Consider the following 14,217-nt stretch of genomic DNA (forward strand, 5'->3'; position numbering starts at 1 on the left):
TCACCCGTCGCCTCCTCCCATGACGACCACCCCTGCGACGATCAGGCCGATGCCGACCAGGCGCCAGGGTGAGAGCTCTTCACCAAAGACGTAGTGGGAGGCGATGGCAACCACCAGCATCACCACGGCGGTGAGGGGAAAGCCGAAGCTGAGCGGAATGCGATCGAGGATGACCATCCAGGCCGAGAAGGCCCCGAGATAGCCGAAGACACCGACGATGACCCAGGGATTGCTTGCCGCTTGCATCAGCCAGGCCAGGCCGAAAGGCAGATGCGCCAGCGCTTCGCCGCCGATCTTGAGGGCAAGCTGCGAGGTGGTCTCGAACACCAGCAGGAGCAGCCACGCAAACAAGGTATTGCGGTAGCCTGGACGCATGGTGGAGATTGCGTTGGTCATGCCGCTTCCTTCACGAGATTGGCGATCGCGGGATCGAAACGGTCCAACCGCACGAATTTGGCGACGACTTGCAATATGGTGTTAATCGCCGCGTTGCGATGGCGGAAATATTGCCAATTGGGCTGCAACCGGCAGCCCAGACGCAGCTTGGGGCCGTAGAATGCCTGGCCGCTCTGGTAGACGGGGATGCCGCGCTCGATGCAATAGCGGACATTGTGCAGCCAGCTGTTGAAATAGAGACTGAATTTCGGAACGACGGCGTAGTTCATGCCGATATATTTGTCGATCAGGCGATCCGCTGTCTCGATCACGAAATTGAAGGCGACCAGCTCGCTGCCGTGCCAATAAAGGAAGACGCTGGCCTCCGGGGCCAGGAAGCGCAGCAGCTGCGGGAAATAGTCCGGCGGCAGATATTCGAATTGGAGGTCGCTATGGGCGACCGTCTGCTCATAGAGGGCGGACACCTCGCTTACGACGTCGTCGATCTGGCGACGCTGCTCGACGCGGATATCCTTGAAGGCCTTGAGCTTGCGCCGCATGTCCTTGCGGGTGGCCTTGCTCAGGCTTTCGAGATAGGCGTCGAAACTGCCATAGGGGAGGTCGAGCACGGCCGTCGGCAGGCCGGGCAGGCGGGTGAAGCCGTTCGGCGCAAGCGCGCCGCGCCACAGGCCGTCGTCGCGGGAGGGGGCGTCCTTGATGCCGAGCAGGCCATAGCGCTTGGCCGCGCCGAATTCCTGGAGCGCAGCGACGATACGCCTGAGCAGCGCGGGCCGGTCATAGGCCGGCACCTCCGGCGCGAAGCCGAGATGGCAGATTTCGGCAACCGGCGAGCCGAAGGCGATCAGGCGCAGCGACAGCAGGGCCGGCAGCAGGCGATGGATCTGGTTGGTGATCCGCTTCAAGACGCCCTGCACGGTGGTGTCGAGGCGATATTCGGTGCCGAAGGCCGGTACGACCGCAATCAGGCGGCCATCGTCGCGGATGGCCGCGTAGTACCAGGTGAAGCCGGGAGGCCCGGCTTCCTCGCAGGCGCGATAGAAGGCCCAGTTTTCCGGATCGGACGGAAAGCAGCGGTTCCAGTCCGCGCTGTCGAAGGCGGTGATCGAGTTTTCGACGATGGCGGTGAGCGTCATGATCGTCCTCGATTGAGCGCCAGGCTCAGGCTGGGCGCAGTAAGCCGTCGAGGCTCGGTGCGCTTGAGAAAACCAACGGAATGATCGATCACCAGCTCCCGCTCCTGGTCGAGCGTGATCATGTGGTAGCTGTTCTCCAGCAGGATCTTCTCGACATTGCCGCCAAGATTGGCCGCCAGATAATTGGCATTGCGGATGCTGGTGACGTCGTCCTCGCGGGCGTGCAGGACCAGGACCGGCGTGCGCAGGGCGGGCAGGCGCGGTTTCAGGTCCCGGATGAGGTAGAGAAGCTGGGCAAGGCTGCGGCCGGGCATGTAGAGCAGGCCCGCCTCTTCGCTTCGGCCGGATTCCATGGCGGCCTGCACGCGGGTCCGGAGCCGGTCATCCTTGATGCCGTAGGGAAAATTCTCACGGAAGCGGAAGAAGCGTCCGAGCCCGAGCAGGATCGCCACATGCAAAAGCACGCTGCCGCGCGGCACGCTCCAGCCGTCATAGAACATGGTCGGCGAATAGAGCAGGCAGCCGGCCACCCGGTCGGACCGGTGGGATGCCACCAGCAGGGCCAGCAGCGCGCCCATCGATAGGCCGCCGACGAACACGGCGTCGTGGTCCTGGCGGATCTGGTCGAAGGCTTCGAGCGCGCTGGCCAGCCAATCCTTCCAGCCGGTCGCGGTGAGATCGGCCTCGCTGCCGCAATGGCCCGCAAGCTGCACGCCATAGACCGAATAGCCGGCCCGTGCGAGGCCCTTGGCGACCAGCTTCAACTCGGCCGGCGTGCCGGTCAGCCCGTGGATCAACAGAATGGCAGTCGGGCCGCCGGCATAGTGAAAGGCATGGGGCTGGGCAGTAGATGGAGAGCTTTCGGCCTCGGGCTGGCCGATCGGGGTGTGGACATTCATGTCGAGGTCCCCACAATGGCGACGCCTACGGCGATGAGGGCGGTTCCAAGCCAGCGCCGACGCGATACCGGTTCCTTGAGGATGAAGCGGCTGGCGAGGGCGATGCCGCAATAGGAGAGGCTCGCCAGCGGGAAGGCCAGGCTCAGCGGCATGCGCGACAGCACGAACAGCCAGGCCCCGATCTCGATGGCGTAGGTCGCCACGCCCAGCCAGATCAATGGCGTGGTCGCGACCTTGAGCCAGACCGGCCGCGAGGAATCCCCGCCCGTGACGCCGTCGAGGCCTGCCTTGAAGCAGAGCTGGCCGACGACGTCGCACAGGATCGTGCCGAAGAGGACGAGAAGGGCGAAACCGTTCATAGGGCAGCCTCGAAGGCAGCAATCAGCCGCTCGTTGGTATGGGCATTGACGGAGAGATCGGGCGCCGCCTCGACGCGCGGCTGGTCGAGCCGAGATTCGATGAGCTTGAAGGGATTGCGATGGCGGATCGGCGCGTATTCGCCGCAGATATCGGCACCGACCACGCTGAAATTGGCTGCCAGGCGCCGGATGGCTTCGATCAGGCGTTGCAGCGGCAGTCCGCCTTGGTCCCAATTGGTCACGGCTTCGGTCGGCGGCAGCACGTCCTTGTCGATGGTGATCCAGATCCGCTCCGTCGGCACGCGTTCCATCAGGGCACAGAGGAAGTTGCCCCAGTCCTGGTCCACCAGGTTGTGCCAGCGAATCAACCCGTCGGCGGCGACATGCCCGGCGCCGCTGCGGACGGCCTTGCGGGTTTCCGAGGGACCATGCCACCAGGGGAAGAGTTCCAGCCGTCCGTTCGACAAAGCCTCCAGATTGGCGCCCTTGCGGTCTGGACGCACGAGATCGTCGCTGCAGGGGCCAATGGTGACGACGCGCTGGACATGTGGCAGGGCGAGCGCCTCGTTGACCCAGGATCCGCAATGGCGGCGGGGCATGGTCCAGCACCAGTCGGGGTGATTGTCGAAATGGAGCACGGTCAACGGCCCCGGAGCGGAGGCGATGAAACTGGCGGTAAGGTGATGGAAATCGCCGGAACCGACCAGCGTCAGCGCCGGTCCCGACGAGGCCGGCAGGCCGGCCCAGAAACTTTCGAAGGCGGCATAGGCCTGGCGGCGCGCCCATAGGCGCAAGGCCGGCCCGAGCGAGCGCAGGTCATGCAGGACAGCCTGGCCGGACTGCAGGCGCCGGGTGATCGGCCCCTGGCCAGGCAGGCTGCCGTCGAGATCCAGGACCCGGATCGGCATCATGGCAGCACCCTGCGGGGAATATCGGCTTCGAGCACGACTGCTTGCTTTTCCTGTCCGAAAAAGGCTCCGCTGGGAGCGTGGATGGGCAGGTCGGCCAAACCGGTGCCGCCGAGGTTTGGCAGCCGCTCGGCCAGAAGCCGGGTGACCTCGGCAAAATCCGCATAAGGCAGGTGCGCGATGCCGTTTGCCTGGCAGTGCTCCCACAGGCCTGCCTTGGCAAAGACGAGATCGACGACCCCGGCCGCGCAGTAGTCGGAACGCCCGTCGCCGATCAGGATGGTGGTGTGCGCCTCCGCGCTGCCGGCCGAACGCACGGCTTCGCATTTGCAGGTTCCGGCTGCGGAATGACAGGCTAGGGAGGCATGCGGGCTGAGCATGGCATGACGATCCTCGGCCAGGAACATCAGGCGATTGGCAATGACGGGCAGGTCGCCCAGGCCGACGCGCGACAGGATGCGCCGGATTGCATAATCGAGACCATCGCTGACGATGATCGGCTCGATGTCATGGTCTCGGCAGAAGGCGACGAAGTCGACGAAACCGGGATCGATGTCGATGGCGTCGAGCAGATGATCGAGGGCAGGGCGGCTGCATTGCAGCAGCGCGACCTGACGGGCCATGCAAACGGCGGAACCGATCAGGCCCGCCTGCCACTGGGCTTCGATGTCGCGCCAGCCGGGTGCCGCAAAGGCTTCCAGCAGCACGTCGGTCACGTCGCTTGTCGCGATCGTTCCATCGAAGTCGCAATATATCCGATACGCCATTTCACGATCCGCCGGCAGGAGATTTGCCTCCTCGTCGCAAGATGCATGCCAGTCGGCTTTGCGCGGTCGCGAACCGGTGTGCCGGTCTTCAGATAGGGATGGAGACGAGCGCCTGCCGGCAAAAATGCCGATCTGAAGATCGTCACACCACCTCGATTTCCTCGGCTTCCTCCAAATTGCGAGCTACAAGTTTTGTAGCTCGCGTCAGGAAATGTCGGAGTGCCGGCCGCCCTCCCATTGCCGGTCGCAGCGCGCAACACGCCAAAGCCCCGGCGGAATGAGGGCATTCCCGACTTTGGCGATCTTGGCACGTTCCTTGCGGTTGGTAGGACAGCCGCTCTGTTGGTCACCTGGCAAGGCGACCGAACCAGGAACGTTCAAGATGCGCATTCTGCAATATTCAAAGTGGGACTGGGTGCCTGTCGTGCTCGGCACCGCTCACTTCCTCGCCGTGATCGGGTTGTTTCTAGCTTTCCCGCATTTGTCCTGGTGGAGCTTCATCTGCCTGGCGTTGATCTATTCGCTATCGATATCCTGGAATATCAACAGTATATCGCACAACTTCATTCATAATTCGTTCTTTGCCAGCCAGACCTTGAATGTCGTCTTCAGCTTCATGCTGTCGATCACGCTCGGCTTTTCGCAGGCCATGTACAACTTCGTCCATATGCGCCATCACAGCGGCAATATGGACAGGCCCGACGAGGCCGGAAAAACCATCGACTACCTGTCGATCTACAAGCATGGCCATGACGGCAAGCCCGAAAATGTCTGGGCCTATACCTTCCTCAGCTATTTCCGCGATGACCCGGCCGAAATCCTCCGGGCCATGGCGGTGCGGCGTCCGGGCGAGGCCCGGCAGGCCAAGTTCGAACTCGCCGTGATGATCGGCTTCTACCTGGTGCTGGCGCTGCTCGACTGGCGCTTCATCGTTTGCATGCTGCCCTTCAACTATCTGGGCCAATGCCTGTCGTCCCTCAACGGCTATTACGAGCATTTCGGCGGCGACCCGGAAAAGCCGCTGGCCTGGGGCGTGAGCACCTATGAAAAGGTCTACAACTGGACCTGGATGAACAATGGCTATCACGCCGAGCATCATTACAGGCCCAAGGTTCACTGGACCAAGATGCCCGAACTGCACCGCACCATTGCCACGGAGCAGGAACAGGCCGGCACGCGGGTGATCCGCCCGCCCCATCCTCTCGGCTTCCTCGACGCCGATCTCGCCCAGCACTGATGCCCGCGCGCCGAACTCAAGGCGACGCGCCCGCCAAAACCCTCCTCAATCGAGATAATCCCGTGAATTACATCAGCCCCTCCCTCACGCGTACCACCACCAGTGCCTCCCTGTTCGAGACGGCGCGCCATGTCATTCCTGGTGGCGTGAACTCGACCGCCCGGGCCCAATGGTCAGGCTGGCTGCCTTATCCCCTGTTCGTCGAGAAGGGGGAGGGATCGCGGCTCGTCGATGTCGACGGCAATCACTACATCGACTATCTCCTCGGGCTCGGCCCGATGATCCTCGGGCATCGTCCACCCCAGGTGACCCGGGCGGTCGTAGACTTCATCGAGCAGCGCGGCACCGTCTTCGCCTTGCCGACGGCCGACGAGGCGGTCCTGGCCGAAAAGATCGTGGCCGCGGTCCCCGGCGTCGAGCAGGTTCGCCTGTGCAATACCGGCACCGAGGCCGTGCTCTATGCCACCCGCCTGGCTCGGGCCTTCACCAGAAAGCGCAAGATCATCCGCTTCGAGGGCATGTATCATGGCTTCTCGGATGGGGTATATTGGAGCAAGCATCCCCCCATAGACAAGGCCGGGCCCGATCACAGCCCCAGGGCAGTGGCCCAGGGTCCCGGCATGCCGCGCGGCGTGGAAGAGAACCTGATCATCCTGCCCTGGAACGACGCGCAGGTGCTGGCCGACGTTCTGGCCAAACACGGCGAGGAGATCGCCGGCATCATCACCGAGCCGGTGATGTGCAATACCGGCTGCATCCTGCCCAGGCCCGGCTACCTGGAAGCGATGCGCGATCTCGCCACCCGGCATGACGTCGTGCTGATCTTCGACGAGGTCATCACCGGTTTCCGGCTCGGCCTCGGCGGCGCCCAGGCGCGGTTCGGCATCCGGCCTGATTTGTCGGTGTTCGCCAAGGGGCTCGGCGGCGGCTTCCCGGTGGCGGCGCTCGGGGGCAGGAAGGAGATCATGAGCCTGGTCGCCGATGGCACCGTGTCGATGGCGGGCACCTACACGGCCAATGGCATTGCGGTCGCTGCCGCCAATGCGGCGCTGGATGAGCTCGGCCAAAGCGGGGTCTATGAGCGACTGGATGCCGTCTCGGATGAATTGAGGACGGGGCTCGACCTCGTCCTGAAGCAGGCGGGGTTGCCTGCCTACACGGTCGGTCTCGGCCCCTTGATGCAGGTGTGGTTCGCCGACAAGCCGATCCACAATTATCGCGACGCCGAACGTTACGCCGACCAGGGCCTGTTCCGGCGCTGGTTCGAGGGCATGCTGGAGCGCGGCGTGCTCTTCCATCCCGGCGCTTACGAGAACCTGTTCGTATCGACGGCCCATAGCCGCGAGGACGTCGCGGTCACGCTGGCGGCCGCCAGGGATGTCGCCAGCGGCCTCGCGCGGACGATGTGATCGGTCGGGCCGTCCGGTGGCTTGCACCTGGCGGCCGGCCGCTTCCGGCCTGCTGCCACATGCGATGGATTAGCCTTGCATCACGCCCTCGAACACGAGGGAGCGATGGGCGGATACGCCAGCCATCACGCCGGCAGCCGAAGCCATCGTGGCATTCGCCATCATGCTGGTGACGTCGCCGGCGGCAAAGACACCCTCGACGCTGGTACGCTTCTGGTCATCGACGCTGACGAGAGGCCCAAGGGGACCGTCTTCGATCCGGCAGCCGAGCTGTTCTGCCAGCGGTGACGTCAAGCAGGTTCGCGGCGCAGTGAAGATGGCTCCGACCGGCACCGTCAGGCCATTGGTGCATCGGACGGCCTCGATGGCCGTGCCGGTGCCGATGATCTCGACGGCCGGGCTCTGCTCGACCTCGATGTTGCGAGCGCGGAACAGCGGTAGGAGGTCCTCGTCGGGCTCGAACCGCCCCTGGGTGAAATAGACCGTCGGGCCCCAATCCGACACCAGCACGGCCTGATGCGCCGACATTGGATGGTTGGCGATGACGCCGAGGCGGCGATCCGCGACTTCATAGCCATGGCAATAGGGGCAGCTGAAGATGGAAAGGCCCCAGCGCTCGCGCATGCCGGCGATCTCGGGCAATTCGTCCCCGACGCCGGTCGCGAGGATCAGCCGCCGCCCAAGGGCAATGCCCTTTTGCCCGAGGTCGACCTCGAAGACCGCTCCTTTCCGGCGTGCCTGTCGGGCCTGGCCGGCAAGGAAACCGAAAGTCGGATAGGCCGAGAGCTGAGCAAGAGCGGTGCCGATGATCTCGCGCGGCGGGCGCCCATCCTGGCCGAGAAAGCCATGGGCGCTCTCCACGAAACGGTTTCGCGGCAGGCCGGCGTCGATGAGCAGTACCCGGCGTCGGGCGCGGGCGAGTTGCATCGCTGCGGAGACGCCGGCAAAACTGCCGCCGACGATGATGACGTCGTGAGGGTGGCGGTCGGCATCGTCGAGGGGCGATGCAGTCATTGAAGCACCTATGGTCCAGGTTGAAAAGCAGTTCGCTGGCGTGGCTGCCACATGCGTATCATTGAGAGTTACATGATATCTCGGCCAACGAATAACGCAACTTTTATTGTTACGAGAATCGATTCCGGTTATCACTGATGGCGGCAACCCATCGTCGCCACGGTGCGGTAGCCGGTCGGGAATACTGAAAGGAAAGGGGACCGAATGGCTCGCGACAGCCGGTTGTCACGCATGCTCCATGTGCTGCTTCATATCGATCAGGCCGAACGCGGGTTGACCTCGGACGAGATCGGCAGGATGCTCGACACCAATCCCGTGGTGATCCGCCGCACCATGGCGGGCCTGCGGGAGCAGGGCTATGTGACCTCGGAGAAGGGCCATGGCGGCGGCTGGAAACTGGCCCGGCCTCTCGGTGAATTCACCTTGCTCGATGTCTATGCCGCCATCGGCGAGCCACCCATATTCGCCCTGGGTCTCGCTGAGGACCACGCGCAATGCCTGGTCGAGCAGGCGGTGAATGCCCGCCTCGACGATGCGCTCGGTCAGGCGCGCCAGCTGCTGCTCGATCAGTTTGCCAAGGTCACGCTGGCGGATCTCTCCGCCGATTTCCAAGCCCGCCTGACCGCTCATGGCGACCGCCGATGCGATGCGCATCAGGAGGAATGCTAGAACGGCCGTTGTGTGTGCGAGGAGGGCTCAACCCGCCTTCTCCGCATCCATCCGTCCCGGTGGGCTGCGGACGAATGTGTCCTGTGCGCCAAGCACGCGTCCGTCCTGGGCGCGCAGCTCAAGCCTGCGCACGGGGAGGGCGGTCTTCTTGTCCACCAGCAGCACATGCGCCTCGTCCGGCTCGAAGAAGAAATCCTCCCCCCATTGCCGCAGGGCGACCAGCACCAGGAACAGGCCACGGCCCTTCTCGGTCAGGATATATTCGTGATGGGGGCTGCCATCGCCGGCGGGCACCATATCCATGATGCCATGGCTCACCAGATTGCGTAGCCGCGCCGAGAGAATGTTCTTGGCCAGGCCGAGATTCTTTTGAAATTCGCCGAACCGGCGCAGGCCGTCGAAAGCGTCGCGCACGATCAGCAGCGACCACCAGTCGCCGATCGCATCCAGCGGCCGGGCGACGCCGCATAGGGATTGCTGGTGGCTTATCCGCTTGGCCATGACACTCGTCCATCATTCTCGTTCACCCGGCGTGGGCTCCCGTCTCGCAACATATAGGTTGCAAAATGAAACCACAAGATCTAGTACCTCCATAGTTTCAATCTAAAACCATGGAGCCGGATAATCTCATGATCGAGGCAGAAGCCACCTTCGACAACACCTTTCCATTCGCGCCGCGCTTCACCGACGCGGTTGGTTTTCGAATGCACTATGTCGATGAAGGCCCCGGTGATGGCGAGCCCATATTGTGCCTGCATGGCGAACCGACCTGGGGGTATCTTTTCCGCCACATGACCCCTGGCCTGAGCCGAACACATCGCGTGATCGTTCCCGATCACATGGGCTTCGGCAAGAGCGAGACCCCGACAGGGCGCAGCTATTGGCTGCAGGATCACATCGACAATCTCGAGCGCTTCGTCCTTGCACTCGACCTCGGCAATATCACTCTCGTCATGCATGATTTCGGCGGTCCCGTCGGCATGGGGCTTGCCGCGCGGCAGCCGCAGCGGATCCGCCGGATCATCTCAGCCAATGGGCCGACGCCCTTCGGGCAGGCCGATCTCGTCGAGCGCCTCACCGCCAATGCGTCGGCATCGCCGTGGTTCCAGTGGATTGCTCAGGCCCATGCCGGCGGCGTGCTGAGAAGCGTGCTTGGCCAGCTCGGCTTCAACATTTTGAGCACGTTGAAGCTCAACGGCTTCGAGAACAATGCCGTCATCACCGATACCTGGCTTTCGGCCTATGGCGCGCCCTTTTCGGAGCCGGCCGAATGCCTGGGCGCAATCGGCTGGGCCGAGGGCTTTGCCCTTGGCATCCACCGGTTCGAGCAACCCAGCCCGACTGCCATCGAGATCATCCGCGACAAGCCTGCCTTGGCGATCTGGGGGGAGGCGGATCGCACGCTCCAGGCCGACCATTTCCTGCGCTTGTTCTCCGAGCTTTTTCCTCGGGCGCCCATCGAGCGGCTTAAGGGAGTAGGGCATTACTGCTTCGAAGATGCTCCGGACACCGTCGCCGATCTGATCCGCGATTTCATTCAGCGATCCTGAGGCCGCGCAGTTACGCCTGTAGTGATCATTCGACAGCACCGCGACTTTACTGCATGCGGATGCCTCAGCTCTGCGAAGGGACGCGGCGACAGCGCATGCCAGGCGTAAGGTCTGCCATATCCAAGACCTGCCATATCAAGGGCATGCCGCTAGGCTAGAACGGCAAGAGGCCTTCCGAATTCTCAAGATGCAAGAATATATATAATATATTGAAAAATATGATGTAATTTGCAATTCTTGCCATATTGGATCCGGCGGCGAGACCGCCGGGGCAGCGTTCGGCGGGACAGCGTTCGATCGGTTTATCGGCGATCAAATGCCGCGATGAGGAATTCGTCATGCCCGCAGGTCAGTTCAAGCCCTTCCTGCCGCTCCTGGCCATCGCCGTGCTGGCGCTGGCGGCTTGTGCCTCCAATGCAGCGCAGCCGGGACAACCTTCAGCCTGCGTGGCGGCGGTGGTGCAACGTCTGGTCGGCCAGCCCAGGCCAAGCGATGACGAGGCCAGGAAACTGACCGGCGCCCGGATTGTGCGCCAGATCAAGCCGGGCCAGGCCGTCACCTTCGATTTTCGTCCAGACCGGGTCACCATCACCACCAACCCGGCGACCGGGCGGGTGGTCAGCGCCGGCTGCGGCTGATGAAAGGCCACCCTTCCACCGCTCGGACGGGGCGATGTGGCGGCCTGGCTACATCCAGCTCCGGCCGTCGCCGCTGGAGCAGCCATAAGGCGGCAGGCGGTCTCCAAAACGCTTTTGCAACTGGTAGCAGCCCCATTTGCGCAAGGCCATCGGCATACGGCTGTTGAGCTCGATGCCGACTTCGTCGAGCGGGTCCTTGGCGGCCGTCACATAGTCATACCAGCGATAGCCGGCCGTGCCGACGATGGCTATGACGGCCACCACCACGATCATGACGAGTTTTCGCAATATCAGCATATTGAATACCTATGGCCTGATGAAATCGAAGGAAGGTTGGCTCAGTTTCCCGTGCCGAGCATGGCAGAACGGAATTTCTGTTGCAGTGCCATCACAGCCTGTCCCTTGGCGTTGAAATCGTTGAGCAGAGGCTGCAGGGATGCCAGGGTCTTCTGATCCTTGGCAGTGATCATCATGCCGGTGACTTCGAGCTTGTCCTTGTGGCTTGCGATGAAATCGGAGAGCTGCAACGCAGCGGCAATCATGTCCTGGACCGGCGGCAGCATCTGCTTGACGCTGCTGGCCACGTTCGTCACGTCACGCTCATAGGCCCTGTCGAAAACGGCCTTGAGATCCTCGGGCTGCTTGAGCTGAGCCTTGGCGGCACCGGCCTTGGCAAGGGCCTGGTCGATGGCGCCACCGAGCTCTCCGATGAGATTTTGCACCGCGACCAGATCCTCGCGCCGTGACGCCAGATCGCTCATCGAACGGATGGAGCCCTTCGCCATGATGGCGCTGAAGCGCTGCTGCAGATTGCCTGGCTCACCGGACGGGCCTGCCGCGAAGTCGGTGATGATGGCGTAATCCTTGACGTAGGGACCGAAGGCGTCCTTCTGATTGCCGCTCAGTTGCGGCACATGAGCGCCGGGCTTGTCGAGAATGCGGGTCTGCAGGAATTCGATGAACTCCTTGCGTTGGCTGGGTTCCTGGTCCCCGCAGGCGGAAAGGGCAAGGCAAAGCAGAATCCCCAGAAAAGCCATGGGGCGGACAAACGAGTTCATACTGTCGATTCCAGGTAATTCGAATTGGGTGTTTTGAAGAAAAGTTCCAGAAAGAACGTTGAAATCATAGAAATTTCACCCTCTGGAAGCGATAGGGAGAAGATCGAGGGTGAGGAGGCAAGACAAGCGTACCTAGCATGCCATGTCGTTCATTCAAGCTCTGTGCGCTACCAGTTCGGCTTGCAGGTTTCAGCATCGGGCGACATCTGAGCCCCGACACCTGCTGAGTTGTTCATCGAACAAGATCACATTGAGGCTTCCATGCATGACGACATCGCTGCGACATCGCTTTCCTCGACGGTTTCTGCTCCCGGTGCTTGTTTCGTCAGCGAAATCTGGAGCGCTGTCGGTGGGGATCCTGCGCATCTCCGCCATCTGACGATAAGCGGTGCCGGCGCTCTCCCCTCGATATTTCGCGTCACTGATCTCGCCAGCGCTGCGGTAGGAGCCGCCGGCCTCGCCGTCGCCGAGTTGGTATCGCTGCAGCGGGGCAGATTCCCTGCCGTGCGGGTCGATCGACGGCTGGCCTCTTTCTGGTTCCTCACCTCGCTACGGCCCCAGGGCTGGTCGATGCCGCCGCAATGGGATGCCGTGGCCGGCGACTATCAGGCCGCGGATGGCTGGATCCGGCTGCATACAAACGCCCCGCATCACCGTGATGCGGCCTTGGCTGTCCTGAAGTCAGCAGCCGACCGCGAGGTGGTGGCTGCGGCCGTGAGGCAATGGCAGGCAGAGGCGCTGGAGACGGCCATCGTCACCGAGAATGGCTGTGCCGCAGCCATGCGCACGCTCGAACAATGGGCCGATCACGCACAGGGAAGGGCCGTCAATGCCGAGCCGCTGCTGTATCGCAGCAGCACCAGCGGTAACCGACTGCGCGCGACATTGTCGGCTGGCCGGCCCTTGCAGGGCATCCGCGTGCTGGACTTGACGCGCATTCTTGCCGGCCCCGTCGCAACGCGCTTCCTCGCGGGTTTCGGGGCCGAGGTCCTGCGCATCGATCCTCCTGGGTGGGAAGAACCGGCTACGGTGCCGGAGGTGGTGCTCGGCAAGCGCTGTGCTCGGCTCGACCTGAAAAACCCGGATGACCTGCATGCGCTGGAGCGGTTGCTCACGCAAGCGGACATATTCGTTCACGGCTATCGGCCCGATGCCCTGGCCCGCCTCGGGCTCGGCTCCGCGCGCCGCCGTCACCTCAATCCCGGGCTGATCGATGTCTGCCTCGACGCCTACGGCTGGAACGGGCCGTGGCAGGGGCGTCGCGGTTATGACAGCCTGATTCAGATGAGCACGGGGATCGCCGATGCCGGGATGCGGGCGTCAGGGCGCGATCGTCCGACACCGCTGCCGGGACAGGCGCTAGACCATGCCACGGGCTATATCCTGGCCGCAGCGGCCGTCCGCGGCCTGGTGGAGCGGCTGCAGACGGGGCGGGGATGCGAGGTGCGGGGATCGCTGGCGCGAACGGCTCGCCTCCTGGTTTCAAATGGAAACCAGGACAGCGCTATGGAAGCGTTGGCACCCGAACAGCCCGCCGACTGGTCCGACTTTGTCGAGCAGACAGGCTGGGGCACAGCCCGGCGCATCCGCCCACCGGTTGTGATCGCGGACAATCCCGCGGCATGGGATTTACCCGCATCGAAGCTGGGATCGGCTGCGGCGGCCTGGCTCGCCGACAAAGCCTGAAGCATCAGCAGCAGTATGTTCGTGCCCGAATGCTGCCCACGGCACCGAAGGTCCTGGTTCTACGGCCTGGCCAGCGATGCGCGCTTGTGGGCCGGATGGTTCCAATAGGTCGTCTGGCCCTGATAGGCCGAGACGCCGGCAATAGCCGTGGTCACCATGGCCACTGCGAGTGTCGCGACGGTGCAGGCGGCGAAACAGTACTGGCGACGGGCAATCCTTCGGCCCGCCTTCCCGGCCTGGGATTGTCCCTCGATAAGGTCCAGCAACGTTTCTTTCCGCACCAAGATCTTGCCCTCGAACTGCCGACATGACGTAACGACAAGGCAGGACGTGATAGGGCTCGTCAGTGCGATTTCGCACATTGCGACCATCACCCGATCACAATGGCTGGAAAAGCAGCTGGAACCAGGCTGCGGGCGACGTTTGACAAGGCACCATCCCGGAACCCGCAAGGCGCGAGTTTCCCTCCGGTGCCCCGTGCCCGTCCTGGACGC

Annotated in this window: 17 protein-coding genes; 6 read left to right on the forward strand and 11 right to left on the reverse strand. The window is 63.2% G+C overall.

From position 1 onward, the window contains the following. The 6 genes from U1R88_RS15130 to U1R88_RS15155 are packed head-to-tail and all read right to left on the reverse strand — an operon-like array spanning position 1 to position 4,462. Positions 1 to 396, reverse strand: a complete 396-nt coding sequence (locus U1R88_RS15130; protein ID WP_322431962.1) for an EamA family transporter — start codon at positions 394 to 396, stop codon at positions 1 to 3. After that, the gene (locus tag U1R88_RS15135) at positions 393 to 1,529 is read right to left on the reverse strand and encodes a GNAT family N-acetyltransferase (RefSeq protein ID WP_322431963.1); all 1,137 of its coding nucleotides are present in this window, start codon (positions 1,527 to 1,529) and stop codon (positions 393 to 395) included. Before U1R88_RS15135 ends, U1R88_RS15130 begins: the two co-directional genes overlap by 4 nt. Further along, positions 1,526 to 2,428: an alpha/beta hydrolase gene (locus tag U1R88_RS15140; RefSeq protein WP_322431964.1), complete on the reverse strand. Its 903-nt coding sequence runs from the start codon at positions 2,426 to 2,428 to the stop codon at positions 1,526 to 1,528. The genes U1R88_RS15135 and U1R88_RS15140 overlap by 4 nt, the downstream gene beginning before the upstream one ends. After that, positions 2,425 to 2,787 carry an EamA family transporter gene (locus U1R88_RS15145; protein WP_068292525.1) on the reverse strand — a complete coding sequence of 121 codons (363 nt, stop codon included), beginning with the start codon at positions 2,785 to 2,787 and terminating at the stop codon, positions 2,425 to 2,427. Before U1R88_RS15145 ends, U1R88_RS15140 begins: the two co-directional genes overlap by 4 nt. Further along, positions 2,784 to 3,698, reverse strand: coding sequence for an arginase family protein (locus U1R88_RS15150; protein ID WP_322431965.1), 915 nt, complete (start codon positions 3,696 to 3,698; stop codon positions 2,784 to 2,786). The genes U1R88_RS15145 and U1R88_RS15150 overlap by 4 nt, the downstream gene beginning before the upstream one ends. Continuing rightward, positions 3,695 to 4,462, reverse strand: a complete 768-nt coding sequence (locus tag U1R88_RS15155) for an MtnX-like HAD-IB family phosphatase (RefSeq protein ID WP_322431966.1) — start codon at positions 4,460 to 4,462, stop codon at positions 3,695 to 3,697. The genes U1R88_RS15150 and U1R88_RS15155 overlap by 4 nt, the downstream gene beginning before the upstream one ends. 382 nt (positions 4,463 to 4,844) lie before the next feature. On the opposite strand from U1R88_RS15155, the gene U1R88_RS15160 reads away from it, so the two are divergent. Further along, positions 4,845 to 5,699, forward strand: coding sequence for a fatty acid desaturase family protein (locus tag U1R88_RS15160; protein WP_322431967.1), 855 nt, complete (start codon positions 4,845 to 4,847; stop codon positions 5,697 to 5,699). Positions 5,700 to 5,761: 62 nt separating this feature from the next. After that, positions 5,762 to 7,108 carry an aspartate aminotransferase family protein gene (locus U1R88_RS15165; RefSeq protein WP_322431968.1) on the forward strand — a complete coding sequence of 449 codons (1,347 nt, stop codon included), beginning with the start codon at positions 5,762 to 5,764 and terminating at the stop codon, positions 7,106 to 7,108. 69 nt (positions 7,109 to 7,177) lie between these two features. Here the strand turns inward: U1R88_RS15165 and U1R88_RS15170 are convergent, their stop codons facing one another. Continuing rightward, the gene (locus tag U1R88_RS15170; protein ID WP_322431969.1) at positions 7,178 to 8,122 is read right to left on the reverse strand and encodes an NAD(P)/FAD-dependent oxidoreductase; all 945 of its coding nucleotides are present in this window, start codon (positions 8,120 to 8,122) and stop codon (positions 7,178 to 7,180) included. A 204-nt stretch (positions 8,123 to 8,326) separates the two neighbouring features. Here U1R88_RS15170 and U1R88_RS15175 point away from each other — a divergent pair, with 204 nt between their 5' ends. Further along, positions 8,327 to 8,791 carry an Rrf2 family transcriptional regulator gene (locus tag U1R88_RS15175; protein WP_322431970.1) on the forward strand — a complete coding sequence of 155 codons (465 nt, stop codon included), beginning with the start codon at positions 8,327 to 8,329 and terminating at the stop codon, positions 8,789 to 8,791. 27 nt (positions 8,792 to 8,818) lie between these two features. On the opposite strand, the gene U1R88_RS15180 is transcribed toward U1R88_RS15175, so the two are convergent. Next, complete coding sequence (locus U1R88_RS15180) at positions 8,819 to 9,292, reverse strand: winged helix-turn-helix transcriptional regulator (RefSeq protein WP_322431971.1); 474 nt, start codon at positions 9,290 to 9,292, stop codon at positions 8,819 to 8,821. A 128-nt stretch (positions 9,293 to 9,420) separates the two neighbouring features. Between U1R88_RS15180 and U1R88_RS15185 the strand changes: the two genes are divergently transcribed. Then, entirely contained in the window at positions 9,421 to 10,341 is a 921-nt protein-coding gene (locus tag U1R88_RS15185; RefSeq protein ID WP_322431972.1) for an alpha/beta fold hydrolase, read from the forward strand. Positions 10,342 to 10,679: 338 nt separating this feature from the next. Beyond that, positions 10,680 to 10,979 (forward strand): I78 family peptidase inhibitor, encoded by a 300-nt coding sequence (locus U1R88_RS15190; RefSeq protein ID WP_322431973.1) that lies wholly within the window; start codon positions 10,680 to 10,682, stop codon positions 10,977 to 10,979. A 48-nt stretch (positions 10,980 to 11,027) separates the two neighbouring features. On the opposite strand, the gene U1R88_RS15195 is transcribed toward U1R88_RS15190, so the two are convergent. Together U1R88_RS15195 and U1R88_RS15200 are read right to left on the reverse strand one after the other, a co-directional pair. Then, positions 11,028 to 11,276, reverse strand: a complete 249-nt coding sequence (locus U1R88_RS15195) for a hypothetical protein (RefSeq protein WP_245314901.1) — start codon at positions 11,274 to 11,276, stop codon at positions 11,028 to 11,030. 41 nt (positions 11,277 to 11,317) lie between these two features. After that, complete coding sequence (locus U1R88_RS15200; protein WP_322431974.1) at positions 11,318 to 12,037, reverse strand: DUF3053 family protein; 720 nt, start codon at positions 12,035 to 12,037, stop codon at positions 11,318 to 11,320. A 261-nt stretch (positions 12,038 to 12,298) separates the two neighbouring features. Here U1R88_RS15200 and U1R88_RS15205 point away from each other — a divergent pair, with 261 nt between their 5' ends. Continuing rightward, on the forward strand, positions 12,299 to 13,723 hold the full coding sequence (locus U1R88_RS15205) for a CoA transferase (RefSeq protein ID WP_322431975.1): 1,425 nt from the start codon (positions 12,299 to 12,301) through the stop codon (positions 13,721 to 13,723). A 59-nt stretch (positions 13,724 to 13,782) separates the two neighbouring features. Here U1R88_RS15205 and U1R88_RS15210 read toward each other — a convergent pair whose 3' ends face one another. Continuing rightward, complete coding sequence (locus tag U1R88_RS15210; protein ID WP_156771656.1) at positions 13,783 to 13,989, reverse strand: hypothetical protein; 207 nt, start codon at positions 13,987 to 13,989, stop codon at positions 13,783 to 13,785. Positions 13,990 to 14,217: the final 228 nt, after the last annotated feature.

Source organism: Labrys sedimenti, assembly GCF_034424805.1.
Classification (GTDB): Bacteria; Pseudomonadota; Alphaproteobacteria; order Rhizobiales; family Labraceae; genus Labrys; species Labrys sedimenti.